At 70.1% G+C, this 23650-nt stretch carries 26 protein-coding genes; 11 read left to right on the top strand and 15 right to left on the bottom strand.

Annotation, left to right across the window (positions count from 1 at the left end; all coding sequences use genetic code 11):
• Nucleotides 1-9: 9 nt before the first annotated feature.
• The 6 genes from ACFW16_RS14395 to ACFW16_RS14370 form a co-directional block, all read right to left on the bottom strand.
• On the bottom strand, nt 10-1428 hold the full coding sequence (locus ACFW16_RS14395; RefSeq protein ID WP_380306022.1) for a DHA2 family efflux MFS transporter permease subunit: 1419 nt from the start codon (nt 1426-1428) through the stop codon (nt 10-12).
• Nucleotides 1429-1545: 117 nt separating this feature from the next.
• The gene (locus tag ACFW16_RS14390) at nt 1546-1989 is read right to left on the bottom strand and encodes a potassium channel family protein (RefSeq protein ID WP_380306020.1); all 444 of its coding nucleotides are present in this window, start codon (nt 1987-1989) and stop codon (nt 1546-1548) included.
• Nucleotides 1990-2050: 61 nt separating this feature from the next.
• Nucleotides 2051-2947 carry a bifunctional 5,10-methylenetetrahydrofolate dehydrogenase/5,10-methenyltetrahydrofolate cyclohydrolase gene (locus tag ACFW16_RS14385; RefSeq protein ID WP_380306018.1) on the bottom strand — a complete coding sequence of 299 codons (897 nt, stop codon included), beginning with the start codon at nt 2945-2947 and terminating at the stop codon, nt 2051-2053.
• Nucleotides 2948-3039: 92 nt separating this feature from the next.
• Nucleotides 3040-3846 (bottom strand): carbohydrate ABC transporter permease, encoded by an 807-nt coding sequence (locus ACFW16_RS14380; RefSeq protein WP_380306016.1) that lies wholly within the window; start codon nt 3844-3846, stop codon nt 3040-3042.
• Nucleotides 3843-4712 (bottom strand): carbohydrate ABC transporter permease, encoded by an 870-nt coding sequence (locus tag ACFW16_RS14375; RefSeq protein ID WP_380306014.1) that lies wholly within the window; start codon nt 4710-4712, stop codon nt 3843-3845. Before ACFW16_RS14375 ends, ACFW16_RS14380 begins: the two co-directional genes overlap by 4 nt.
• 143 nt (nt 4713-4855) lie before the next feature.
• A complete protein-coding gene (locus ACFW16_RS14370; protein ID WP_380306012.1) occupies nt 4856-6121 on the bottom strand; it encodes an ABC transporter substrate-binding protein in 1266 nt (421 codons plus the stop codon).
• 224 nt (nt 6122-6345) lie between these two features.
• On the opposite strand from ACFW16_RS14370, the gene ACFW16_RS14365 reads away from it, so the two are divergent.
• Complete coding sequence (locus ACFW16_RS14365; protein ID WP_380306010.1) at nt 6346-7413, top strand: LacI family DNA-binding transcriptional regulator; 1068 nt, start codon at nt 6346-6348, stop codon at nt 7411-7413.
• A 3-nt stretch (nt 7414-7416) separates the two neighbouring features.
• Here ACFW16_RS14365 and ACFW16_RS14360 read toward each other — a convergent pair whose 3' ends face one another.
• Nucleotides 7417-8205 carry a phosphodiesterase gene (locus tag ACFW16_RS14360; RefSeq protein ID WP_380306008.1) on the bottom strand — a complete coding sequence of 263 codons (789 nt, stop codon included), beginning with the start codon at nt 8203-8205 and terminating at the stop codon, nt 7417-7419.
• Between the two features lie 126 nt (nt 8206-8331).
• Nucleotides 8332-9396 carry a trypsin-like peptidase domain-containing protein gene (locus tag ACFW16_RS14355; protein ID WP_380306006.1) on the bottom strand — a complete coding sequence of 355 codons (1065 nt, stop codon included), beginning with the start codon at nt 9394-9396 and terminating at the stop codon, nt 8332-8334.
• A 298-nt stretch (nt 9397-9694) separates the two neighbouring features.
• Here ACFW16_RS14355 and ACFW16_RS14350 point away from each other — a divergent pair, with 298 nt between their 5' ends.
• Nucleotides 9695-9922: a hypothetical protein gene (locus ACFW16_RS14350; RefSeq protein ID WP_380306005.1), complete on the top strand. Its 228-nt coding sequence runs from the start codon at nt 9695-9697 to the stop codon at nt 9920-9922.
• A 30-nt stretch (nt 9923-9952) separates the two neighbouring features.
• Here ACFW16_RS14350 and ACFW16_RS14345 read toward each other — a convergent pair whose 3' ends face one another.
• The 4 genes from ACFW16_RS14345 to fabI all read right to left on the bottom strand — a co-directional run bounded on the left by ACFW16_RS14345 (nt 9953) and on the right by fabI (nt 12949).
• Entirely contained in the window at nt 9953-10186 is a 234-nt protein-coding gene (locus ACFW16_RS14345; RefSeq protein WP_380306084.1) for a plasmid stabilization protein, read from the bottom strand.
• Between the two features lie 182 nt (nt 10187-10368).
• Complete coding sequence (gene aroC, locus ACFW16_RS14340; protein ID WP_380306003.1) at nt 10369-11445, bottom strand: chorismate synthase; 1077 nt, start codon at nt 11443-11445, stop codon at nt 10369-10371.
• 173 nt (nt 11446-11618) lie between these two features.
• Nucleotides 11619-12113 (bottom strand): GNAT family N-acetyltransferase, encoded by a 495-nt coding sequence (locus tag ACFW16_RS14335; RefSeq protein ID WP_380306001.1) that lies wholly within the window; start codon nt 12111-12113, stop codon nt 11619-11621.
• Nucleotides 12110-12949, bottom strand: a complete 840-nt coding sequence (gene fabI / locus ACFW16_RS14330; RefSeq protein ID WP_380305999.1) for an enoyl-ACP reductase FabI — start codon at nt 12947-12949, stop codon at nt 12110-12112. The genes ACFW16_RS14335 and fabI overlap by 4 nt, the downstream gene beginning before the upstream one ends.
• Nucleotides 12950-13059: 110 nt before the next feature.
• On the opposite strand from fabI, the gene ACFW16_RS14325 reads away from it, so the two are divergent.
• Entirely contained in the window at nt 13060-14421 is a 1362-nt protein-coding gene (locus ACFW16_RS14325) for a YihY family inner membrane protein (protein ID WP_380305997.1), read from the top strand.
• Nucleotides 14422-14457: 36 nt separating this feature from the next.
• Here ACFW16_RS14325 and ACFW16_RS14320 read toward each other — a convergent pair whose 3' ends face one another.
• Complete coding sequence (locus ACFW16_RS14320) at nt 14458-14934, bottom strand: RT0821/Lpp0805 family surface protein (protein ID WP_380305995.1); 477 nt, start codon at nt 14932-14934, stop codon at nt 14458-14460.
• Between the two features lie 117 nt (nt 14935-15051).
• On the opposite strand from ACFW16_RS14320, the gene pdxH reads away from it, so the two are divergent.
• From pdxH to sppA, 6 genes are all read left to right on the top strand, one after another.
• A complete protein-coding gene (gene pdxH / locus ACFW16_RS14315) occupies nt 15052-15729 on the top strand; it encodes a pyridoxamine 5'-phosphate oxidase (RefSeq protein WP_380305993.1) in 678 nt (225 codons plus the stop codon).
• A complete protein-coding gene (locus ACFW16_RS14310) occupies nt 15726-16667 on the top strand; it encodes a cation diffusion facilitator family transporter (protein WP_380305991.1) in 942 nt (313 codons plus the stop codon). The genes pdxH and ACFW16_RS14310 overlap by 4 nt, the downstream gene beginning before the upstream one ends.
• A gap of 108 nt (nt 16668-16775) precedes the next feature.
• Nucleotides 16776-17036 (top strand): type II toxin-antitoxin system Phd/YefM family antitoxin, encoded by a 261-nt coding sequence (locus ACFW16_RS14305; protein ID WP_380305990.1) that lies wholly within the window; start codon nt 16776-16778, stop codon nt 17034-17036.
• On the top strand, nt 17026-17451 hold the full coding sequence (locus ACFW16_RS14300; RefSeq protein ID WP_380305988.1) for a hypothetical protein: 426 nt from the start codon (nt 17026-17028) through the stop codon (nt 17449-17451). Before ACFW16_RS14305 ends, ACFW16_RS14300 begins: the two co-directional genes overlap by 11 nt.
• A 90-nt stretch (nt 17452-17541) precedes the next feature.
• Nucleotides 17542-18114, top strand: a complete 573-nt coding sequence (locus tag ACFW16_RS14295; protein ID WP_380305986.1) for a peroxidase-related enzyme — start codon at nt 17542-17544, stop codon at nt 18112-18114.
• 19 nt (nt 18115-18133) lie between these two features.
• Nucleotides 18134-19879, top strand: a complete 1746-nt coding sequence (gene sppA / locus ACFW16_RS14290; RefSeq protein ID WP_380305984.1) for a signal peptide peptidase SppA — start codon at nt 18134-18136, stop codon at nt 19877-19879.
• A gap of 94 nt (nt 19880-19973) precedes the next feature.
• On the opposite strand, the gene ACFW16_RS14285 is transcribed toward sppA, so the two are convergent.
• Nucleotides 19974-20717 carry a TlyA family RNA methyltransferase gene (locus ACFW16_RS14285; RefSeq protein WP_380305982.1) on the bottom strand — a complete coding sequence of 248 codons (744 nt, stop codon included), beginning with the start codon at nt 20715-20717 and terminating at the stop codon, nt 19974-19976.
• Between the two features lie 94 nt (nt 20718-20811).
• On the opposite strand from ACFW16_RS14285, the gene ACFW16_RS14280 reads away from it, so the two are divergent.
• Nucleotides 20812-21885: a Gfo/Idh/MocA family protein gene (locus tag ACFW16_RS14280; protein ID WP_380305980.1), complete on the top strand. Its 1074-nt coding sequence runs from the start codon at nt 20812-20814 to the stop codon at nt 21883-21885.
• A 10-nt stretch (nt 21886-21895) separates the two neighbouring features.
• On the opposite strand, the gene ACFW16_RS14275 is transcribed toward ACFW16_RS14280, so the two are convergent.
• On the bottom strand, nt 21896-22312 hold the full coding sequence (locus ACFW16_RS14275) for a response regulator (RefSeq protein WP_380305978.1): 417 nt from the start codon (nt 22310-22312) through the stop codon (nt 21896-21898).
• A 282-nt stretch (nt 22313-22594) separates the two neighbouring features.
• Here ACFW16_RS14275 and ACFW16_RS14270 point away from each other — a divergent pair, with 282 nt between their 5' ends.
• The gene (locus tag ACFW16_RS14270; RefSeq protein WP_380305976.1) at nt 22595-23650 is read left to right on the top strand and encodes an efflux RND transporter periplasmic adaptor subunit; all 1056 of its coding nucleotides are present in this window, start codon (nt 22595-22597) and stop codon (nt 23648-23650) included.

The following is a 23650-nucleotide window of genomic DNA, read 5'->3' as shown; positions in this document are numbered from 1 at the left end:
CCGGCGGGATCAGGCGGCCTTGTCCTGCTCCGCCCGGCGATGGCGGCTGACCTGCACCCCGTCCTCCGGCCGCAGCCGCAGGAAGCCGGGCAGCGACAGCAGCGGGATGACGGCCATCAGCAGGAACACCTCGTGGAACCGCTCCGGCGTCAGCGCATGGCTGTCGAAGGAGACCAGGCCGAGCATCGTGGCGGCGACCGAGACGCCGAAGCTGACGCTGAGCTGCTGCAGCACGCCGCCGAGGCTGGTGGCCCGGCTGAGCTTCTCCGCCGGCATGTCGGCATAGGACAGGGTGTTGGACGACATGAACTGCATCGACCGGACCAGGCCGAAGGCGAAGACATAGCCGCCGATCAGCCAATGCGGCGTGTCCGGCCGCATCAGCGCGAAGCCGGCGATCATGATTGAGCCGAGGACGGCGCTGCCGCCCAGCACCCCGCGGAAGCCGAAGCGGCGCAGCAGCGACGACAGCGCCGGGCGGATCAGCAGCGCGCCGAAGCTGCCGACGAAGGTCAGCGAACCGGAGGTGACTGGGCTGACCCCGAAGCCGACCTGCAGCATCAGCGGCAGCAGGAACGGCACGCCGTTCAGGCCGATGCGGCACAGCCCGCCGGCCAGCGTGCCGACCTGGAAGGAGCGCAGCCGGAACAGCGTCAGGTCCACCGCCGGGGCCGGCGCGCGCCGCGCATAGGCGATGAAGGCGACCAGCAGCAGGGCGGCGGCGGCCAGCACGCCGAGGATCGCCGGCACCGGAATGGCCGGCCGGCCGACATTCTCGAGCCCGTATTGCAGCAGCGCCAAGCCCGCGCCGACCATCAGGAAGCCACCGAAGTCGAACCGCGGCACCGCCGCCTCGCCGCGGACGTCCTCGACGTAGCGCAGCGCCGCCAGGATGCCGATGCATCCGAAGGGCACGTTGACGTAGAAGATCCAGCGCCAGGACGCGTAGGTGGTGAGGACGCCGCCGAGCAGCGGCCCGATCACCGGCCCCATGATCGCCGGCAGGGTCATGTAGGTCATCGCCGTGACCAGCTGGCCGCGCGGGAAGCTGCGCAGCAGGATCAGCCGCCCGACCGGCGTCATCATGGCGCCGCCCAGCCCCTGCAGCGCCCGCGTCGCCAGCAGCATGGCGAAGCTGTCGGCCATGCCGCACAGCACCGAGCCGACGGTGAAGGTGAACAGCGCCAGGGCGAACACCCGGCGCGCGCCGAACCGGTCGGCGAACCAGCCGCTGACCGGGATGAACACGGCGAGCGTCAGAACATAGGTCGTCACCGCCAGGTTCAGCCGCAGCGGCGTGGTGCCCAGGCTGGCGGCCATGTCCGGGATGGCGGTGGTGATGATGGTGGAGTCGAGCTGCTCCATCAGGAAGGCGACGGCGACGATCATCGGGATGATCACGCGCAGCCGCGGATCCCGCTCGGTCACGAATTGGGGCTGCTCGGGGACTCGGTCCGATGCCGTCATATGTCGGGTTTAGACCCGCCGCCGGTGGCTGGCACCTTGTCTCCATGCGCCGCAGGGTTGCGGCCGCGGCATGCGCCACTATCCCTCCTTGCGATGCTCGCGCAGATGCCGACCGATGGCGATCAGCGTGTCGAAGATCACCGCGGTCGACCAGCCGGCCAGCAGGATGCCGTTCAGCGTCGTCATCGGGCCGAGGAGGCGCCAGCGCGGGGCCGGCAGCACGTCGCCATAGCCGAGCGTGGTGTAGTTGACGAAGGCGAAGTAGAAGCCGTCGCCCGGCGCCCGCCACTCGATCACGCCGAGCGCGTCATAGACCAGCGCCCAGATGCCGATCTCGGCCAGATGGGCCAGCATCAGCACCGCCACGGTGCCGATCATGGCCGGGACCAGGATCCAGGCCGGCGCCCGGCGGTGGGCCGCCAGCGCCCAGCGGCGCGGCGCCCGCATCGCCTGCATCGCCACGGCGTGCACGGCGATGTTGACCAGGCTGACCGCCAGCCCGACCAGAAGCTGCCCCAGCATCGCTCCCTCCCCCGGACGCCTCTTCGGCATCATCCGGGAGCGGGTGGCCGGGCGCCAGCGGTCAGAAGGTCGAGGCGCCCAGCCGGGCCTCGTAATGCGCCTTCTGGCGGCGGGTGGCGACCACGGTGTTGCGCATCAGCACCGCCACCGTCACCGGCCCGACGCCGCCCGGCACCGGGGTGATCCAGCCGGCCACCGGGGCGACGCTGTCATAGTCGACATCGCCGACCACCCGGCTCTTGCCCTCGTCGTCCGTCACCTCGTTGATGCCGATGTCGATCACCGCGGCGCCGGGCTTGATCATGTCGCCGGTGACCAGCTTCGGCTTGCCGACGGCGACGAACACGGCATCGGCCCGGCGCGAATGCACCGACAGCGACCGGGTCATGTGGTGGCAGACCGTGACCGTCGCCCCTTCCGACATCAGCAGGAAGGCGATCGGCTTGCCGACGATCTCGGAATGGCCGATCACCACCGCCTCCAGCCCCTGAAGCTGCAGGCCGGTGCGCTTCAGCATCTCGACCGCCGCCAGCGCGGTGCAGGGCGCCAGCTCCAGCTCGTTGTAGACGATGTTACCGATCGAGGCCGGGTTCATGCCCTCGACATCCTTCAGCGGATGGATCGTCGTCTGCATCGCCTTGATCGAGATGTGCTTCGGCACCGGGCGCTGCAGGATGATGCCGCTGACCTGCGGGTCGACGTTCAGCGCGGTGATGGCGGCGCGCAGCTCCTCCTGCGTGATCCGCTCGGGCAGGCGCCGGGTCTCGAAGGCGATGCCGACGCCCTCGGCCGTGCGCCGCTGGTTGCGGACGTAGACGTCGACCGCGCTCTCGTCGCCGACCGTGATCGACACCAGCTTCGGCGGCCAATGCGCTTCGCCCAGCGCCTGCACCTCCGCCGCCACCTCGGCCAGGATGGCATCCGCCACCGTCCGCCCGGTCAGGTCCCGCTCGCCCATCGCCCGCTCCGCCGCCGTCTCCGCGTGCGCGGCTTTTGAGCCCGGAGGCGCTGTACGTCAACCCGCGCGGACGGATGGCACCTTTGTCTTGATCATTTGGCCTGGTGGGCGAAGCCGCGCAGCAGGTGCTTCTGGATATAGCCCGCTACCAACAGCACCGGCAGCGAGGACAGGAGGCCGATCGCCATCAGCCGGCCCCACAGCGTCTCGTCCTCGGTGATGAAGGTGGCGACGTAGAGCGGCAGGGTGAAGCGGCTGGGGCGCTGCAGGTACAGGAGCGCGAACAGGAACTCGTTCCAGCACAGGATCAAGGCGAAGATCAGCGTCGCCACCAGCCCGGGCAGGGCCAGCGGCAGCACGATGTGCCACAGGCGGCGGCCCAGCCCGGCGCCGTCGATCGCCGCCGCAGCCTCGATCTCGACCGGCACCTCGCGCACGAAGCCGAGCAGCATCCACAGGCAGAAGGGCAGCGTGTAGAGCTGGTAGACCAGCATCAAGCCGGAGAGCGTGCCGAGCAGGCCGAGATCGAGCAGCAGCGCGTGCAGCGGCAGCGCCACCACGATCGGCGGCATCAGCTTGACCACCAGCACCAGCAGCAGGAACAGCACGTCGAGCCGTTTCGGGAAGCGGAACCGGGCCAGGGCATAGGCGGCCAGGAAGCCGGCGGCGAGCGACAGCAGCGTGGCGCCGAAGGCGACGATGGCGGTGTTCTTCAGCCGCACCAGGAAGCCGTCGTCGAGGACGGCCCGGATGTTGTCGAGAGTGGGTTCGGTCGGCAGGAAGCCGCGGCCGGCGCGGGCCGGGTCCTCGAAGGCGGCGCCGACCATCCACACCACCGGCAGGGCGAAGACCAGCACGAACAGGGCGATGCCGAGATAAGGCAGGACGCGGCGGATCACTTGGCCGAGCCCCGCATCGCCTGGGCGGCGTAGACGGCGCACAGCGCGCAGGCGATCGCCATCATCACCACCGAGGCGGCGGCGGCGAGGCCGACATCGAAGAACTTGAAGCCCTTCTGGTACACATACATCGACATCGTCTCGGTGGCGTTGCCGGGGCCGCCGCCGGTCAGGGCATAGACCTTGTCGAACAGTTTGAAGGTGTCGATCAGGCGCAGCAGCAGGGCCAGGAAGATCTGGCCGCGCACCAGCGGCAGCACGATCCGGGTCAAGAGCACCCAGGGCCGGGCGCCGTCGGTCCGCGCCGCCTCCACGATTTCGGGCGGGATCGATTGCAGCCCGGCCAGGACGATCAGCGTGGTCATCGGCGTCCACTGCCAGGTGTCGACCAGCATCACCGACCACAGCGCCAGGCCGGGATCGGACAGCCAGGCCACCGGCGGCAGGCCGAGCCAGCCGAGCGCGCCGTTCAGCACCCCGACATCGTAATGGAACCAGGACCGCCAGATCGCCGAGCAGACCAGGGTCGACAGCATCATCGGATAGACCACGACCGACAGCACCGCGCCGCGGCCGCGGAACTCGCGGTTCAGCAGCAAAGCCAGGGCGGTGCCGAGCCCGACCTGGACCAGCGAGGCCACGACCGCGAAGCGGACCGTGTTGCCGATGTCGACCCGGAAGAACCAGTCGCCGAACAAGGTGGCGTAGTTGGCAAGGCCGACCCAGCGCGCAGTGTCGGCCGCGAAGTCGATCGCCTGGAAGGAATAGACCGCGACCTGGACCACGGGCGCGAGCGCGAACACGACCAGCAGCAGCGCGGCGGGAAGCAGGAGCAGGACGAGCTGCCGACGGTCGGTGAAGAGCATGGGGTGATGAACAGTCTTCCGGAATTCCTATCCTGTCATGCCCGGGCTTGACCCGGGCATCCAGGGCGGCTGGCACCGCTCCTGGTGGCCCCTGGATCGCCGGGTCAAGCCCGGCGATGACAGAATAGGGTAACCTCGCGCCGTTACTTCGCCAGCGCCTTGTCGATGTCGGCCGAGGCCTTCGTCAGCGCCTCCTCGGGGGCGACCTGGCCGACCAGGGCCAGCTGCAGGTAGTCGCCGAGGATCGATTCGACCTGCGGCCACTGCTTGATACGCGGCCGCGACACGCCGGCCTCGAGCGCCTTCAGCTGATCCGGATACCAGCGGTACTTGGCGACCAGATCCTTGTCGGCGTAGAGCGCGGTCAGCGTCGGCGGCAGGCCGAAGCGCAGCGCCAGCTCCTTCTGCATCTCGGCGCCGTTCAGGAAGGCCAGGAACTTCTGCGCCCCTTCGGCATTCGGCGCGCCGGACGGCACCGCCACCTGCCAGATGCCCAGCATCGGCGCCGGACCCTTGGTCTCACCCGGGGCCGGGCCGATCGCGACCTTGCCCACCACCTTCGACTTGTCGGCGTCGTCGAGCGACGGCACCCAGGCCGGCCAGACCTCGATCGCCATCGCGGCGCGGCCCTGCTGCAGCGCGTCGCGCACCTCGGTGGCGTTGTAGGTCTCGACCCCGGTCGGGGCGTAGGCCTTCAGCGACAGGAACTGCTGCAGCGCCTTGACGCCGGCCGGCGACGCCAACGCCGCCTTGCCCGACCCGTCGATGATCTCGCCGCCATGGGCCCAGAAGATCGGCAGGAAGCCGGTGACGATCGGGTTGCCCTTGGTGCCGCGGAACACCACGCCGGCGACATTCGGGTCCTTGGCCTTCAGCGTCTCGGCCGCCTTGACCACATCGCTCCAGCTCTTCGGCGCGGCCAGGCCGGCCGCCTGGAACAGGTCGGTGCGCCAGGCGAACATCTCGACATTGCCGGCGAAGGGCAGCGCCACGACCTGCCCGTCCTTGCCCTTGGACAGGGCGGCCAGGCTGGGGATCACGCCCGACAGGTCGGCGGTCACAGGCTTCAGCCAGCCATTGGCGGTGAATTCCGGCATCCAGGTGTCGTCGGCGACGATCACGTCATAGGCGTCGGCGCCGCCGCGCAGCGATACCACCAGCTTCTCGTACAGGCTGCCATAGGGCAGCTTCAGCAGTTCGACCTCGGTGTCCGGCGACACCGTCTTATAGGCGTCGATGGCATAGGCCAGGGCGTCGCCATAGACGCCGTCGCGGCCGGCGATCACCAGCTCGTCCGCCTGCGCGGCCCCGGCCAGCAGCAGCGCCGCCAGCCCAACCGCGCCGGCGATGCCGGCCGTTTTGCGGTGCGCCGTGCGGAGCACGGCACGGCCGATCAACTTCGTCGTCATCTCCAATCCCTCCCAGTCCGCAGGATGGTCGGCGGCGCCCGGTTTGTGAACACGTGTTCATACGCCTTCACACCCGATCGTCGGCCGCACCGCTCTCCGGCGGCGGTTCTATCATGGTCCCGGACCCCGCACGCTTTCAAGGAAATGAATGTTTCATGACGGTCCTATGACATTCCTCCAGGTCTGCCGATTTCAGCTTTACGGCGCCTCGCCGTCATGAACACGTGTACGCTATCCTGGAGACTTCGACAAAGGAGCGCCGGTTGGGGCGACGACGGCAGGACAGCGGGACGCGCCCGGTGACGGCCCAGGCGGTGGCGGAGCAGGCCGGGGTGTCGCGCGCCACGGTCTCGCGCATCATGTCCGGCCAGGCCCGGGTGGCGGCCGAGACGCGCGAGCGGGTGCTCGAGGCGGCTTCGGCGCTCGGCTACCAGGTCAACATGCTCGGCCGCGGCATGAACCGCCAGCGCTCGGACCTGGTCGGCATCGTCGTGCGCGGCGCCACCGATCCCTACCGCGCCGCGCTGTTCGAGGCGCTGCTGCGCGAGATCGACGGCCGCGGCCTGCAATCGCTGGTCAGCGAGGTCGGCGACGAGGCGGCGCTGGACCGCACCATCGCCCGGTTCCTGCAGTACCGGGTCAGCGGCGTGCTGGTGACCTCCGGCGCTCCGCCGATCGCCCTGGCCGAGCAATGCGCCCGGCTGGGCATCCCGGTGGTAGCGCTGAACCGCGCCGTGTCGATCCCCGGGGTCGACGCCGTGCTGTCGGACAACGAGACCGGCGGCCGGCTGGCGGCGGAGGCGCTGCTGGAAGCGGGCTGCCGGCATCTCGGCTTCCTCGGGGTCGAGGGCGGCACCTATAGCGGCCTGGCCCGCAGCGCCGCCTTCGTCGCCGCCCTGGCGCCGGCCCTGGCCGCCGGCCGCGCCACCTTCCGCCCGATCGTCGCCGCCGGGCCGGACCACGATGCCGGTGCCGCGGCCGCCACCGGGGCCTGGGACGCGCCACTGGACGGGCTGTTCTGCGCCAGCGACGTGCTGGCCTGCGGCTTCCTGGACGGGGCCCGGACGGCAGGGCGCGCCGCACCGCGCGATCTCTCGATCATCGGCTTCGACGACGTGAACCCCGCCGGCCTGGCCCCCTATCGCCTGACCACGATCCGCCAGGACGCGCCCCGCATCGCCGCCCGCGCCGTGGCGCTGATGCTGGAGCGGGCCGAGGATCCCGCCCGGCCGGCGGTGGTGGAGACGGTGCCGGTGACCCTGGTGCGGCGGGACACGGTCGCGGGGCGCTGAGCCTTAAGAGACGCGCCGCTGCACCCCGTCGATCGGCGACAGGTGCGAGATCAGCCGCTTGCCGGTCCAGTACAGGAGCCGGATCAGCGGCGGCTCGATGCCCACCGCCAGCTCCGCCCCCTGCTCGAGGTTGAACCCGACCGCATGCGACGGGCTGGGCCCGATCGAGGCCGGGATGCCGGCGAAGGTGGTGTCGACCGCGCGGTGGACGTGGCCGCACAGCACATGCACCACCTGGCGGTGCCGCACCAGCACGCGGGCCAGGCCGTCGCCGTTGCCGCAGCGCCAGCCGTCCATCCGGGTCATGCCGGTCTCGAAGGGCGGGTGGTGCATGAACACCAGCGCCGGCTGCTGCGGCGCCTCCGACAGCCGCGCGTCGAGCCAGTCGAGGCGCTCGTCGCACAAGAGCCCCTCGATCCGGCCCGGGATGGTGGTGTCGAGCCCGATCAGCCGCAGGCCGCCGGTCTCGCCGGCGATGTTGAGGAAGGGGCCGTCGCTGCCGATGCCGGCATGGCCGGCGAAGGCCTCGCGCATCGCCTCGCGCGAATCGTGGTTGCCGGGAATCGCCAGCATCGGCAGGCCCAGCGGCGCCAGCGCCTTCTGGAACAGCCGGTACGATTCGACGTCGCCGCGGTCGACCAGGTCGCCGGTGACGAGCAGCAGGTCCGGCCGCGGCGACAGCGCGGCGAGATGCTCGGCGCAGCGGCGCAGCGCGCCGAGCGCGTCGATCCCCGTCTCGACCGCGACCTCGGGCGTGGTCACGTGGGTGTCGGTGATCTGGGCGATCAGCATGAACGTCCTCGGCGCCGCGGGAGACGGGGCCGGCACGGCCGCGTAGGGACCGTGCCGGCCGGATCTGGGTCCCAGACCGTTACACCGGCGGCGAGGCCCAGCGCCAGCACCGGAATGTGAATACGGCTATTGCGCGCCGAGCGCGACCGGCAGGCTGAGCGTTTCCTTGCCGCGGACCACGGTCAGCAGCACCGAGGTCTGCGGCCGCATCAGGCCGACGGCGTTGCGCAGCGCGGTGGCGCCGTCGATCGGGTGCCCGTCCAGTGCCGTCACGACGTCGCCGACCCGAAGGCCGGCCGAAGCCGCGACGGTGCCGGGAACGATCCCTGTGATCAGCGCCCCGCGGGTGACGACGGGGATGCCGCGCGACGCCGCCTTGGCCGAGGTCAGGTCCTCGATCGCCACGCCGAGGCGGGCCCGCGACACCGAGCCGAACTGCTCGATCTGGTCGATCGAGTTCTTGACCATGTGCATCGGGATGGCGAAGCCGATGCCGGCATTGGCGCCGGACGGGCTGATGATGGCGGTGTTGATGCCGACCAGATGGCCGTCGAGATTGATCAGCGCCCCGCCGGAACTGCCGGGGTTGATCGCCGCGTCGGTCTGGATGAAATCCTCATAGCCCTCGATGCCCAGGCCGCTGCGGCCGGTGGCGCTGACGATGCCGAGCGAGGCGGTCTGGCCGAGGCCGAAGGGATTGCCGATCGCGACCACGAAGTCGCCGACCTTGGGCATGTCGGTGTCGTCCACCGGCAGCTCGGTCTTCAGCCCGTTGGCCGGGATGCGCAGCACCGCGATGTCGATGTCGGTGGCCGAGCCCACCACCTGGGCCGGCACCTCGTTGCCGTCGCCGAGCGTCACGCCGATCTCGGTGGCGTTCTCGACGACATGGGCGCTGGTGACGACCAGGCCCTTGGCGGCGTTGACGATCACGCCGGAGCCGACGCTGCGGAACGCCTTCTCCTTCTCGCCGCCGAAATAGCGGCGGATGTCGGGGTCGCGCAGCATCTCGGCGCTGGGGCGCACGGTGCCGCGGACCTGGACGTTCACCACCGCCGGCATGGCCTCGGTCAGCAACGGGTTGAGCGACGGCAGGGAGCCGCTCGCGGCGGACCTGGCCGAGCCGCCGGAATTGCAGGCCGCCAGCGCCAGCATCGCAGGAACCAGCAACAGCGTCAGGATGCGGCGCATCGAGTTTCTCCTTCCGATCCGCTGGAAGATGTGCGCCGGTTTGCGCCAAGCGTCCAGGTTTGGGTGCAGCCCCGCTCCACCGAACCCGCGAGGGCGGCGAAAGTTCACGGGCGGCGTGGCCCCGCGTCGTGCCAGGGTGGCGGCAGCAGCCGGCCGGGGGCAAGGGTTTTGCGACCGGAGCGTCGCTGCCCCTCCCATCCCGCCGCCGGCCGGGCTATAGTCTGACATGACGACTGTGTGACATCGGCGTCGGCGACAGGCGTCGGGCCGCGATCCGCTCAGATCCGGAGGGTGTTTCATGACCGCGAGCGACCATGCCGACAACGCGGATATCGAGGCTTTGACAAAATTTTTGTCCGAATCCGACGCGGCCGCGGTGGCGCCCTACGCCCTGGTGCGCCGCGGCAGGATCAAGTGCTTCTTCGACAGCCCGACGACGGCGGCCGAAAGCGGTTCCCGCGCCTATGGCGATCGGGCCTTCTCGGTGATCGACGTCCGCGCCCGGAAGGTCGTCCGCCGGCGGTGAGGGCAAAGGCTTTCCACTTGCCGCCGTCGATCATTCGTCAAGCCGGAGTGGCTTGGGTATCGCCTCCCTAGGCATCTCTGGAAGGTCGATGCCGCCGAGCCACTCAAAACGCTGGCGGATCGCATCAGCCAGATTCGCTGTATCGTCGCGGTCTCGCGACAGCGCAGATCGAAGTATCTGCAGCGCTTCGTCTTCGATCGTATGGCCATTGCAGGCGGCACGCTGGCGCAGGCAAGCCATCAGTTGCGCGTCGAGTTGGTGGATGATGATACTCGCGAAGGCGGGCTCCTACGATCGATGATGCGCCCGTGATTCTCCTTTGGGAGCGTCGCCTTCACAATTCCTATTCCGTCATCCCCGCGAAAGCGGGATCTCATGACAGCTCAATCGGAAAAAGATTCCCGCTTTCGCGGGAATGACGTCCGGGGGCAGAAGAGCGAATACCCTCAGTCCCGATCCTCGATCGCCCTCTGCCGCAGCAGGTGGTCGGCCAGGACGCAGGCCATCATCGCCTCGCCCACCGGCACGGCGCGGATGCCGACGCAGGGGTCGTGCCGGCCCTTGGTCAGGATCTCGGTGTTGTGGCCATCGATGTCGACCGTGCGCCGCGGCGTCAGGATCGAGCTGGTCGGCTTGACCGCAAAGCGCACCACCACCGGCTGGCCGGTCGAGATGCCGCCGAGGATGCCGCCGGCGTTGTTGGCGGTGAAGCGGACCGCGCCGTCATTGCCCATCAGCATCTCGTCGGCGTTCTCCTCGCCGGACAGGGCGGCGGCGCCGAAGCCGGCGCCGATCTCGACCCCCTTGACCGCATTGATCGTCATCATCGCCCGGGCGAGGTCGCTGTCGAGCTTGTCGTAGATCGGCTCGCCCCAGCCGGGCGGCACGCCCTCGGCCACCACCTCGACCACGGCGCCGGTGGAGGACCCGGCCTTGCGCACGCCGTCGAGATAGTCAGTCCAGCGCGTCGCGGTCCCGGCATCGGGGCAGAAGAACGGGTTGCGGTCGACCTCGTCCCAGTCCCAGCGATCGCGGTCGATCTTGTGCGGCCCGATCTGCACCAGGGCGCCGCGGATGGTGACGCCCGTCAGGATCTTGCGGGCGACGGCGCCGGCGGCGACACGGGAGGCGGTCTCGCGCGCGCTGGACCGGCCGCCGCCGCGCGGGTCGCGGATGCCGTATTTCTTCCAGTAGGTGTAGTCGGCATGGCCGGGCCGGAACTTGGCCGCGATCTCGGAATAGTCCTTGCTGCGCTGGTCGGTGTTCTCGATCAGCAGCGAGATCGGCGTGCCGGTGGTCTGGCCCTCATAGACGCCGGACAGGATCTTGACCTCGTCGGCCTCGCGCCGCTGGGTGACGAAGCGCGACTGGCCCGGCTTGCGCTTGTCCATCCAGGGCTGGATGTCGGCCTCGCTCAGCGGGATGCGCGGCGGCGCGCCGTCGACCACGACGCCGATCGCGGGCCCGTGGCTTTCGCCCCAGGTGGTGAAGCGGAACAGGGTTCCGAAGCTGTTGCCGGCCATAATCTCGTTCCGTCCGGGCCAAACCAGAGTGGCCGCACAAGTCTCTCACCATGTCATTGCCGGGCTTGACCCGGCAATCCAGGGCCACTGCGAACAGCTCTGGCCATCCCTGGATGCCCGGGTCAAGCCCGGGCATGACAAAGAAGGGGCAAAACCGGCGAGGCGCCGGCCGCCTATTCGCCCCCGGCCACGCGGTCGAGGGCGTCGCCCTCGAGCCGATAATAGATCTTCTGCGGCAGCCGCGCCGCGCCGATCCGGTCGTAGAGGCGCTGCGCCCCCTCGTTCCAGGTCTCGGTGGTCCAGTCGAGCCGGGTGCAGCCGCGCTCCTGCGCCAGCCGCGCCAGGAAGCGCAGCAGCGCCTCGCCGGCGCCGAGCCCGCGCGCGCCGTCGCGGACGTAGAGGTCCTTGAGCTGCAGATGGCCGGTCAGGGCCCGCCCCGGGAACAGCATGCCGAAGCTGGCGACGCCGACCGCCCGGCCGTCGATCTCGGCCAGGGCGACCTCGGTCGGATGCTCGCCATAGACGTAGCGCCCGACCCGCTCGGCCGTGACCGCATCCGGGTCGAGCACGCGGCCCTCGGCATAGTGCCGGTCGAGATCCTGGAACGTCGCCGTCACGGCCGCCCGATCGGCATCCGTGGCCAGCCGGACCGTGACGACCGCGTTCACGGCTTCGGCGCCAGGCTCTGCAGCAACTCGGCCGTCGCGGCCGCGTTGTCGACCGCGACCATGCCGACGGTGTGATAGCCGCAATCGACGTGGTGCACCTCGCCGGTCACGCCGGAGCCGAGGTCCGACAGGAGATACAGACCGGCGCCGCCGACCTGCTCGATGGTGACGTTGCGCTTCAGGGGCGCGTTCAGCTCGTTCCACTTCAGGATGTAGCGGAAGTCGCCGATGCCGCTGGCGGCCAGGGTCTTGATCGGACCGGCCGAGATGGCGTTGACGCGGATGTTGCGACCGCCCAGGTCGACCGCGAGATAGCGCACGCTGGCCTCCAGCGCCGCCTTGGCCACGCCCATGACGTTGTAGTGCGGCATCACCCGCTCCGCCCCGTAATAGGTCAGGGTCAAGAGGCTGCCGCCTTCGGTCATCAGCGGCACCGCCCGCTGCGCCACGGCGGTGAAGCTGTAGCAGGAGATGTCCATGGTGCGCAGGAAGTTGTCCCGCGTCGTGTTCAGGTACAGGCCGTCGAGCTCGTTCTTGTCGGAGAAGGCGATGCCGTGCACCAGGAAGTCGAGCCGGCCCCAGTCCCGCTCCAGCGCCTCGAACACCGCGTCGATGCTGGCGTGGTCGGTGACGTCGCAGGGCAGCACATGGGTCGAGCCGACGCTCTCGGCGAGCGGCTTGACACGCTTGTGCAGGGCGTCACCCTGGTAGGTGAAGGCGAGCTCCGCACCCTGCGCCGCACAGGCCGAGGCGATCCCCCAGGCGATCGACCGGTCGTTGGCGACGCCCATGATCAAGCCGCGCTTGCCTTGAAGGAGCGGAGAGGGAACCGTCATTGCAGAGCCTCAGTTGGGGTCAGGAAGCCCGAACGGGGCGCGCCGCGGGTCCTCGTGAAGGTGCGGGGATCGTACACGAACGCCCTATCGGGTCAAATGTGGGCTGATGAATGGCATCGGGACCGGGTGATCGGCAAGAGCGGAGCGCTAGCCACAAGATCCGCAGCTGGGCGAAGGCGATCTACACCTTCGGCCGCTACGCCGTGCTGCGCTTCTGGAACGACCGCGGGGCGCAGGCGGCCTCGGCCCTGACCTATTCCTCGCTGCTGGCGCTGGTGCCGATGGCGACCATCGCCTTCTCGATCCTGTCCGCCTTCCCCGCCTTCGGCGTGATCAAGGGCGCGGCCCAGGCCTGGCTGGTCGAGATGCTGGTGCCCGAGGTCGGGCACACGGTGCTGAACTACCTCGAAGGGTTCAGCCAGAACACCGGCCGGCTGACCGCCTTCTCGATCGTCGGCCTGGTGGTCAGCTCGGTCCTGCTGTTGGCCACCATCGAGGACGCCTTCAACGGCATCTGGCGGGTGAAGGAACAGCGCGCCTGGGTGGTGCGGATCGTCACCTTCTGGGCGATCCTGACCCTGACCCCGATCCTGGTGGTCGCCAGCTTCTCCTTCACCATCACCTTCTTCGGCAGCCACACCGGCGGCGTCGCCCAGCAGCTGTGGGCGCCTTTCATCGGCTTCGTGCCGCTGGTGCTGCAGTTCATCGGCTTCACGCTCTTGTACCAGTTGATCCCGAACCGCTCGGTGCGCTGGACCGACGCCGTCATAGGCGGGCTGATCGCGGCGGTGCTGTTCGACATCTCCAAGCGCCTGTTCGCCTGGTACCTGCGCGCCTTCCCGGCCTATGAGACGATCTACGGCGCCCTGGCCACGATCCCGATCTTCCTGCTGTGGCTCTATCTCGCCTGGTCGATCGTGCTGATCGGCGCGGTGATCGCCGCGGCGCTGCCGGACTGGCGATCCGGTCGCCTCCTCGGCGGCGAGATCGACAGCCTCCTGCCCGGGCCGCGCCTGACCATCGCCGTCGCCATCCTGCGCGAGCTGGCGGCGGCCAGCCGCCTCGGTGTCGGCCTGCACCGCCCGACCCTGCTCGACCGCGTGCCGGTCGGCATCTCCGCCCTCGACGGCATGCTGGAGCAGTTGCGCCACGCCCGCTTCGTCGAACGCTCCGCCTCCGATACCTGGCTGATCTCGCGCGACCTCCGGATGACGACGCTGGCCGACCTGATGCGCGGCCTCGGCATCGGCATGCGCGGCAAGATCGGCGAGGTGCCCGGGCTGGAGGGCGCCTGGCTGCAGGCGCTGGCGGACCGCGTCCACACCGCCGAGGAGGCGCATCAGGACAGCCTGGACGTGCCGCTGGCGGCGGTGCTGGTCGACGAGCCCCAGGCCGATCGCCTCGGCGGCAGAGCGGAGAACCCGCCGATATCGCTGCATCGGGTGGCCCCGAATGCGGAAGGCCCGCCATGAGCGGCGGGCCTTCGTCGGTCGTGCGGACGGTGCGTCTTAGCCGTTGACGACCCGCCAGGTGCCGTCGCCTTCGCGGCAGGCGGTGCCCCGGCCGGTCTGGGCCCGGCCTTCGACATAGATGGTCTGGGTGAATTCGCGGCAGTCGCGCCCGTATTGCTGGTCGCGGTAGGTGCGGGTCGGGGTGACCGTGCCGTAGTTGCCCGAATCCGGGTTGCGCCAGGAGCTGGAGGTGCCGGTCGGCGCGCTCTCGAAGGCCTGGTTGTAGGTGCGCTCGGCATACAGCTGGTCCGACCGGTCGAGCGAGGAGCCGACGGAATTGCCGAGCCAGCCGCCGATCAGCACGCCGGCGGCCGTCGCGGCCAGCTTGCCGGTGCCGCTGCCGAACTGCGAGCCCAGCAGGCCGCCGCCGGCGGCGCCGATCAGGGTGCCGGCGCCCTGCTTCGGGCCGTAGTCCTGGCACCCGGCCAGGGCGACCGCGCCCACGAGCACGGCGGCGATGGTGAACTTCCTCATTCTCTCCGATCCTCCTGCGATGCCCGCAGCGGGCATCGGACCTGTCCTGGCCGCCATGGACTTCACGGCGTCGATCCCTAATGTAGCCGAAATTCGACCGAATGAAGGCCGTGCGCCATGACGACGCCCCCCTCCACCACCCCGAATTCCGGCAGTGCCGCAACCGAACCCGCCAACCTTGATTTCGTTCCGCCGGCGGACCCGTTCGCGCTGTTCGAAACGTGGTTCGCCCTGGCTTCGGCGCATGAGATCAACGATCCCAACGCCATGGCGCTGGCGACCGCGTCGGCCGACGGCGCGCCGTCGGTCCGGATGGTGCTGCTGAAGGGCGTCGACGATGCGCAGGCGGCGGCGCGCGGCTTCGTCTTCTTCACCAATCTGGAGAGCCGCAAGGGCAAGGAGCTGGCGCGCAACCCGCGGGCGGCGCTGTGCTTCTACTGGAAGAGCCTGCGCCGGCAGGTGCGGGTCGAGGGGCCGGTGACGCCGGTCGAGCCGGCCGAGGCCGACGCCTATTACGCCAGCCGGGCCCGCGGCAGCCGGATCGGCGCCTGGGCCTCGGCCCAGTCGCGGCCGCTGGCCGACCGGGCGACGCTGGAGCAGGCGGTCGACGAGGCGACCCGCCGCTTCGGGCCGGAGGAGACGGACGGGCCGGTGCCGCGGCCGCCGCACTGGTCCGGCTTCCGCCTGGTGCCGTGGCGGATCGAGTTCTGGCAGGAGCGGCCGTACCGCCTGCATGACCGGGTGGTGTACGAGACGGGCCTGAGCGGCTGGCGCCACCACCGGCTGTATCCGTGACCGACGCCGTTCCGAACGGCGGCGAGCAGGCCCGGCGCGACCGGCTGCTGCGGCTGGCGACGTCGGTCAGCGTCTCGGTGGCCTCGACCCTGGCCGTCCTGAAGCTGGCCGCCTGGCTGGTGACCGGATCGGCCGCGATCCTGTCCTCGTTGCTGGACAGCATGGTCGACGTTGCCGCGTCCGGCATCCTGCTGATCAGCGTGCGCCACGCGCTGCGGCCGCCGGACCGGTCGCACCGCTTCGGCCACGGCAAGGCCGAGCCGCTGGGCGCCATCGCCCAGGCCGCCTTCGTCGGCGGCTCGGCCCTGCTGCTGATCTTCGAATCGGCCGGCCGATTCATCACCCCGGAGCCGGTGGCCGAGGTGCCGCTGGGCATCGCCGTGATGTCGATCTCGCTGGTGGCGACGGTCCTGCTGGTCGTGTTCCAGCGCGGCGTCGCCCGCCGCACCGACTCGACCGCGATCGCCGCCGACCGGCTGAACTATGTCGGCGACACCGCCACCAGCGTGGTGGTGCTGGCGGTGCTGGTGATCGGCCAGCGGCCTGGCTGGCAATGGCTCGACCCCGCCACCGCGATCGGCGTGGCGCTGTGGCTGTTGGTCAGCGCCGCCCGCATCGCCCGCCGCGCCGTCGACCATCTGATGGACCGCGAGCTGCCGCGCGAGGACCGGGACCGGATCGCCGCCATCGTCCGGGCCGATCCCGAGGTGGCGGGCCTGCACGACCTGCGCACCCGCAGCGCCGGCGGCACCCGCTTCATCGAGCTGCATGTCGAGATGGATGGCGGCCTGACCCTGTGGCAGGCCCACACCGTCTGCGACCGGCTGGAGGCGGCGCTGTCCGACGCTTTCCCCGATGCCGAGGTGATCCTGCACCAGGAGCCGGCCGGGCTGGAGGACGAGCGCCTCGACCATCGCATCTACAAGCGCGGAGGCTAGCCCCTCGAAGCAGGGACGGTCTTGTGGCAATCGGGTCTTTCTGGGGAATCAAAATATGGATATTCCATAAAATATTGATATCTTGGGGGCAGCAGCTGGAGTCTCGTCATGCGCAGCTTCACGACCTCGGATCTGAACAAGCAGGTGGGAGAGATCACCGACGCGGCCCGCAAGGCACCCGTCATCATCACCCATCATCGCAAGCCCAAATTCGTGCTGATGTCCGTGGAGCACTATGATCGGCTGCGCACCGCAGACGATCCTCGCCGGGCGTATGGCGTTGGGGAAACGCCGGACGATATCTCGGCCCGGTTCGCCGTGGAGCTCGACAAGCTCGCCCGCGGTGAAGGATATGACGATGAAGATTGACGACCTGAAGTCCGGCGTCATCATCGACTATCCCTACCTCTGGCGCTGGCAGCATCAACAAGGCGAGACCGAGGGGCGGAAGAATCGTCCAGTTTGCGTCGTGATCGCGCTCCGCCAGCCTGAGTCCGGCAAGACTTGGCTCGCCTTGCTGGCGATCTCCGGCACGCCTCCGCAGCCCAGCCGCCACGCCTTGGAATTGACCGAGATCGAATGCCGCCGCGCCGGGCTGAAGACTTGGAAATCGGCGTGGATCAGCATCGACGAATACAATTTCGACATCGCGGAATCATCCTACTTCCTCGACCTCGGACAGGAACCACGCGGCAGATTCAGCAAATCCTTCATGATGAAGCTGGCCGCCGAGTTCCGTCCGTTTTTCCAGATGCGACAGTCGCGCGTCGATCGCTTGGACTGACGCCGACGTCACCTTACTCAGTGCGAGCCGGGTTCGACCCGGCCTCTGCCGCCTGCTAGGCTGCGCCCGCGACCAGAGAGGATTCCCATCGTGCCGCAGCCCGATCACGTCATGGCCTTCCCGATCCCGGACGAGGCGGCGCTCGACGAGGACCTCAAGGCCTATTACGCCAAATGCATGGAAAAGCTGGGGCTGGTGCCGAACGTGATCCGCGCCTACAGCCTGCGGCCGAAGAAACTGCGCAACTTCATCGCGACCTACAACGAGCTGATGCTGGGCGACAGCGGCCTGTCGAAGCTGGAGCGGGAGATGATCGCCGTCACCGTCTCCTCGGCCAACCGCTGCTACTACTGCCTGGTCGCGCACGGCCAGGCGGTGCGGCGCCTGGCGGAGGACCCGGAGCTGGGCGAGATGCTGGCCTTCAATTACCGCGTCGCCCGGCTGCCGCCGCGCCACCGCGCCATGCTGGACTTCGCCTGGCTCCTGACCACCGAGCCGCACCGGGTCGGCGACGCCGAGCGCGCGGCGCTGCGCGGGCACGGCTTCTCCGACGAGGACATCTTCGACATCTGCGACGTGGCCGGATTCTTCAACATGTCGAACCGCGTCGCCACGGGCGTCGACATGATGCCGAACCGCGACTATCACGCGATGAACCGCTGATTCCCGGGCAGGACGCATCATGGGCCGTTTCATCCGCGCCATCCTCATCATCTTCGGCGTGCTGTTCCTGCTGCTGCTTGCCGTGGTCGGCGGATCGGCCTGGTACCTGGCGACACGGACGCCCTCGCTGCCGAAGGGCGACCTCGCTTTGGTGCTCGACCTGCGCAAGGGCGCGCCGGACCAGGTGCCGGGCGGCTTCAGCCTGACCCGCAGCCCGCTGACCCTGCACCAGACCATCGACGCGATCGACCGCGCCGCCGCCGATCCGCGGGTCGGCGCCATCGTCGCCCGGCTGGCGCCCGACGCGGTGCCGCTGGCCTCGGCGCAGGAGCTGCGCGACGCCGTCGACCGGGCGCGGCGGGCCGGCAAGCTGACGGTGGCCCATGCCGACGACTTCGGCAGCGCCGGCCCCGGCAATGTCGCGGTCTATCTCGCCGCCGGCTTCGACCAGACCCTGATGATGCCGCAGGGCGGCGTCGGCCTGACCGGCATCTCGGTCGAGGTGCCGTTCGTGCGCGATCTGCTGGACACCGTCGGCATCCAGCCCGAGGTCAGCAAGCGCGGCCAGTACAAATCGGCGCCTGAGACCTTCACCGAGCGCGACTTCACCCCGGCCAGCCGGGCGATGAACGAGGCCATGGCCCAGGGGCTGTACGACCAGCTGGTCGCCGGCATCGCCCAGGGCCGCGCCCTGCCGCCGGACCAGGTCAAGCGGCTGATCGACGGCGGCCCCTACACCGCCAGGGAGGCGGTCGAGGCCAGGCTGGTCGACAAGCTGGCCTATTGGGACGAGGTCGACGGGCTGGTCGACGCCCGGGCCGGCCGCAAGCTGGCCGAGGTCGGGACCGGCGACTATCTCGCCGCGACCGAGACGGAGGTGAAGGGAGACCAGCCGCGGATCGCGGTGATCTACGCCACCGGCCCGATCGTCGACGAGGCGTCGGACAGCCGGCTGGATCGCGAGATCGTCGGCCGCGAGCTGGCCGAGACCATCGACGACGCGGTCGAGGACGAGAAGATCAAGGCGATCGTGCTGCGCATCGACAGCCCCGGCGGATCGGTCGTCGCCTCGGCTCTGGTCGGCCGGGCGGTCGGGCGGGCGCGCGACGCCGGCAAGCCGATCGTGGTGTCGATGGGCGAGGCCGCGGCCTCCGGCGGCTACTGGATCGCTGCCCAGGCCAAGGCGATCGTGGCCGAGCCCTCGACCCTGACCGGGTCGATCGGCATCTTCGCCGGCAAGCCGGTGCTGCAGGCGCTGTGGAAGAAGGTCGGCGTCAGCTGGGGCACCGTGCAGCGCGGCCGCAACGCCGGGATCTGGACCCTAAACGAACCGCTCGATGCCAGCGAGAAGGGCCGGTTCGAAGCCGGCATCGATGCCGGCTACGACGCCTTCCTGCAGCTGGTGGCCACGGGCCGCGGCATGGACCCGAAGGCGGTCGACGCCGTCGCCCAGGGTCGGGTCTGGCTGGGCAGCGAAGCGGTCAAGAACGGGCTGGTCGACCGGCTGGGCGGGCTGGACGCCGCGATGGTCATCGCCCGCCAGGCGATCGGCCTGAGCCCGGACGCCAAAGTGGCGGTGGTGCGCCTGCCGCGTCCGCGCTCGGCGCTGGACACGCTGCGCCGGCTGATCTCGGGCAGCCCGTTCGGCGGCGCGGCGCTGCTGGAGGAGGCTGGGCTGGGGCCAGTCGCCGAACGCTTCGGCGCCCTCGCCGCTGCCGCGGACGGCCCGGTCGCGGCGATGCAGCCGCTGCTGCTGGGACGATAGCTTCGTAGGTTGGGTTCGCTATGGCCAACCCAACACTGGTTCCGGCGGCACGATGTTGGGTTCGCGTCGCGAACCCAACCTACAGCGGTGATCATCACCCCTCGAACCGTGCTCCGATCAGGAACTCGACATTGCCTTCGGGGCCGGTGATCGGGCTTTCGGTGACGCCCAGCACCTGCCACCCCGGGCGGGCGGCGAGCCAGGCGGAAATGCGGTCGCAGACCTCGCGATGCAGTTCGGGGTCGCGGACCACGCCGCCCTTCCCCACCCGGTCGGGCCCGACCTCGAATTGCGGCTTGATCAGCGCCACCAGCCAGGCACCCGGCGCGGCCAGGGCCAGCGCCGCAGGCAGCACCGTCTCCAGCCCGATGAAGCTGGCGTCGCAGACGACGATGCCGACCGGGTCCGGGATCAGCCCCCGGTCCAGGTGCCGGGCGTTGGTCCGCTCCAGCACCACCACGCGCGGATCCTGGCGCAGCGACCAGGCCAGCTGGCCGTGCCCGACATCGACGGCGTAGACCTTCGCCACACGCCGGTTCAGCAGCACGTCGGTGAAGCCGCCGGTCGAGGCGCCGACGTCGAGCCCCACCAGCCCGGCCGGGTCGATGCCGAAATGGTCGAGGCCCTTGACCAGCTTCAGCCCGCCGCGGCTGACCCAGGGATGATCGCGGCCGCGCACCGACAGCGCCTCGGGCTGGGCGATGCCGTCGCCCGGCTTCTCGACCCGGCGCGTGCCCTCATAGACCAGCCCGGCCAGGATCAGCGCCTGGGCCCGCGCCCGGCTTTCCGCCAGGCCGCGCTCGACCAGCACCAGATCCGCCCGCGGCCGCTTCGCCATCGCCCTCTCCTGTCGCGTCTCGCGCCGGTTTACACCCTTTGCCGTTCTGGGGTGAGATCGGTTTCCGACCCCGCGCCTGCCGGAAGGACCGACCGTGAGCCTCTGCAACTTCGCCATCGTCGGCCCCGGCTGGCGCACCGAGTTCTTCCTGCGCGTCGCCCGGGCGCTGCCGGATCGCTTCCGCATCGACGGCGTGGTGGTGCGCGACCCGGTCCGCGGCGCCGCCGTCGAGGCGCAATGGGGGCTGCCGACCTTCCGCACGACCGAGGCGCTGCTGCGCCTGACCCGGCCGCGCTTCACCGTGGTGTCCGTGTCGCAGCCGGCCGCACCTGGGGTGATCGCCGAGCTGGCGGCCGCCGGCCAGCCGGTCCTGACCGAGACGCCGCCGGCGCCCGATCTGGACGGGCTGCTGCGGCTCAACGAGCTGGTCCGCGGCGGCGCCCGCATCCAGGTGGCGGAGCAGTACTTCCTGCAGCCGACCCATGCGGCCCGGCTCGCGCTGATCGCCGCCGGCCGGATCGGCACGCCGAGCCACGCCCATGTCGCGGTGGCGCACGGCTATCACGGCACCAGCCTGATCCGGAAACATCTCGGCCTCGGCTTCGAGAACGCGGCCATCCGGGCCCAGGCCTTCACCAGCCCGATCGTCGCCGGCCCGACCCGTTCGGGCCCGCCGGACGAGCACCGCATCGCCCGATCCGAGCAGACCATCGCCACGCTCGATTTCGGTGACCGCTCGGCGGTGTTCGACTTCACCGGCGACCAGTACCACCACTGGATCCGGTCGCCGCGGGTGCTGGTGCGGGGCGAGCGCGGCGAGATCAAGGACGACGAGCTGCGGTATCTGCAGGACCACCGCACGCCGGTGACGCTGCGCCTGCTGCGCCAGGACGCCGGGCAATACGCCGACATCCAGGGCCATCACCTCGTCGGCATCCAGGCCGGGGCGGAGTGGGTCTACCGCAACCCCTTCGCCGGGACCCGGCTGAACGACGATGAGATCGCGGTCGGCGCCTGCCTGGCCGGCATGGCCCGCTATGTCGAGACCGGGGAGGAGATCTACGGCTTCGCCGAGGCGGCGCAGGACCAGTATCTGGCGCTGTCGATCGCCGCGGCGAAGGCGACGGATGAAGCCGTGCGGACGGAGACGCAGCCCTGGGCGGCCTGACGCCGGGCCGTCAGTGGATGCTGGCGTCGCCGGGACGGACGCTGAAGATCGACTGCACCAGCCCGGAGAAGCGGCGCGGGTCGTATGGCTTCGGCAGGATCGGCAGGTTGCGGTAGGCCGGGGGCAGGCTTTCCCGCGGATAGCTGGTGGCCAGGATCACCGGCACGCCGCGCTGCAGCAGGATGTCGACCGCCGGGAAGGCCGCGGCGCCGGCGAGGTTGAGGTCGACCATGGCGCCGTCGATCGGCTGGCTGCGCGCCATCTCGACCGCGCGCGAGACCGTCGTCGCCGGGCCGACCACGGTGCCGCCCCAGGTCCGCAGGGTCAGCTCCAGGTCGAGCGCCACGATCTGCTCGTCCTCGACGATCAGGATGCGGCGGCCGTGCAGGTCGACCGCATCCTCCGCTTCGCTGTAGAGCAATCCCATTCCGCTTGTCCCCGCGGCCGGCGCGTCGGGCCGTCCATCGGGTCCCTTCCAGTGCCGCTGCTGGACGCAGCGTGGATTCGTCATATCGCTGCCATAAACACCGGATTCCGTGTGCTGTTCCCGATCGCGATATTGCTGCGACGGAATCTCCCCCCTGTGCCGTGAAAGACACAGGCCGCATCAACCAAGAAGAAACCGGCCGTTGGTAGTAGAGTACGCGCGCTGGACCGGCGCGGCGACGGAAGGGGGCTTTGCGGACGCATGCGTGCGTGGAAACAACTTGTGGCCATCGGCCTGCTCACCGCCGCGGCGGCGGGCGTGTGGCGTTATGCGCCGTGGCAGGCCGACGGCGCGGTGGCGCCACGCGGCGGTCCGATCACAGCCCCGGTGACGCTGGCGCCGGTGCATATCGGCACGGTGACCGAGGCGATGGACGCCGTCGGCACCACGCGGGCGCGCGAGGCGGTCACCATCACCGCCAAGACCACCGGCATCGTCGACCGGATCGAGTTCGAGGACGGCCAGGCCGTCGCCGCCGGCGCCCCGATCATCCGGCTGGACAGCGCCGAGCTGGAGGCGACCGTCGCCTCGGCCGAGGCCGAGCTGCGCAATGCCCGCCTGTCGCTCGACCGGGCCGAGGCCCTGTCGAAGGCGCGCAACATCCCGCAGGCCCAGGTCGACACGCTGCGCGCCGACCTTGAGGTCAAGACCGCGGCGGTGGCGGCGCAGAAGGCCCGGCTGGCGGAGCGGGTGATCACCGCCCCCTTCGCCGGCACGCTGGGCATCCGCAAGGTCAGCCAGGGCGCCCTGGTGTCGCCCGGCACCGCGATCGTCACGCTGGACGATCTCAGCCGGGTCAAGGTCGACTTCAACCTGCCGGAGATGCTGCTGTCGCGCCTGACCCCGGGCCTGACCCTCGAGGTCCACAGCGACGCCTATCCCGACCGCGCCTTCACCGCCACCGTCATCTCGGTCGACACCCGCGTCGACCCGGCGACCCGGTCGGTCACCACGGTGGCCGAGATCGACAACCGCGACGGGCTGCTGCGCCCCGGCATGTTCATGACCGTACGGGTGCAGCTGTCGACCGACCCGTCCGCCCTCTTGGTGCCGGAACAGGCGCTGGTGCCGCAGGGCGCCCGCCAGTTCGTCTATCTGGTCGTCGACGGCAAGGCGGTGCGGCGCGAGGTGACGCTGGGCACCCGGCTGCGCGGCCAGGTGCAGATACGGTCCGGCCTGGCCGCCGGGGAGTCGGTGGTGATCGAGGGCATGCAGCGGCTGCGCGACGGCGTGCCGGTCCAGGTGCAGCCGGCCGGCACGGCGCCGGCGGGGGCGTGA

It is taken from the genome of Inquilinus sp. NPDC058860 (assembly GCF_042743185.1).
Taxonomy (GTDB): domain Bacteria; phylum Pseudomonadota; class Alphaproteobacteria; order DSM-16000; family Inquilinaceae; genus Inquilinus.
Note: the sequence above shows the minus strand (reverse complement) of the source record. Positions and strands in the feature narration are given on the sequence as shown.

Bases quoted from the DNA above. Each gene is read 5' to 3' on its own strand.
- ACFW16_RS14385 (WP_380306018.1), bottom strand. From the start codon at position 2,947: ATGGGCGAGCGGGACCTGACCGGGCGGACGGTGGCGGATGCCATCCTG.
- ACFW16_RS14305 (WP_380305990.1), top strand. From the start codon at position 16,776: ATGCGCAGCTTCACGACCTCGGATCTGAACAAGCAGGTGGGAGAGATC.
- aroC (WP_380306003.1), bottom strand. From the start codon at position 11,445: ATGGCCGGCAACAGCTTCGGAACCCTGTTCCGCTTCACCACCTGGGGC.
- sppA (WP_380305984.1), top strand. From the start codon at position 18,134: ATGGGCCGTTTCATCCGCGCCATCCTCATCATCTTCGGCGTGCTGTTC.
- ACFW16_RS14390 (WP_380306020.1), bottom strand. From the start codon at position 1,989: ATGCTGGGGCAGCTTCTGGTCGGGCTGGCGGTCAGCCTGGTCAACATC.
- ACFW16_RS14350 (WP_380306005.1), top strand. From the start codon at position 9,695: ATGACCGCGAGCGACCATGCCGACAACGCGGATATCGAGGCTTTGACA.
- ACFW16_RS14355 (WP_380306006.1), bottom strand. From the start codon at position 9,396: ATGCGCCGCATCCTGACGCTGTTGCTGGTTCCTGCGATGCTGGCGCTG.
- ACFW16_RS14285 (WP_380305982.1), bottom strand. From the start codon at position 20,717: ATGGCGAAGCGGCCGCGGGCGGATCTGGTGCTGGTCGAGCGCGGCCTG.
- ACFW16_RS14325 (WP_380305997.1), top strand. From the start codon at position 13,060: ATGGCATCGGGACCGGGTGATCGGCAAGAGCGGAGCGCTAGCCACAAG.
- ACFW16_RS14320 (WP_380305995.1), bottom strand. From the start codon at position 14,934: ATGAGGAAGTTCACCATCGCCGCCGTGCTCGTGGGCGCGGTCGCCCTG.
- ACFW16_RS14375 (WP_380306014.1), bottom strand. From the start codon at position 4,712: ATGCTCTTCACCGACCGTCGGCAGCTCGTCCTGCTCCTGCTTCCCGCC.
- ACFW16_RS14370 (WP_380306012.1), bottom strand. From the start codon at position 6,121: ATGACGACGAAGTTGATCGGCCGTGCCGTGCTCCGCACGGCGCACCGC.
- ACFW16_RS14275 (WP_380305978.1), bottom strand. From the start codon at position 22,312: ATGGGATTGCTCTACAGCGAAGCGGAGGATGCGGTCGACCTGCACGGC.
- fabI (WP_380305999.1), bottom strand. From the start codon at position 12,949: ATGACGGTTCCCTCTCCGCTCCTTCAAGGCAAGCGCGGCTTGATCATG.
- ACFW16_RS14300 (WP_380305988.1), top strand. From the start codon at position 17,026: ATGAAGATTGACGACCTGAAGTCCGGCGTCATCATCGACTATCCCTAC.
- ACFW16_RS14360 (WP_380306008.1), bottom strand. From the start codon at position 8,205: ATGCTGATCGCCCAGATCACCGACACCCACGTGACCACGCCCGAGGTC.
- pdxH (WP_380305993.1), top strand. From the start codon at position 15,052: ATGACGACGCCCCCCTCCACCACCCCGAATTCCGGCAGTGCCGCAACC.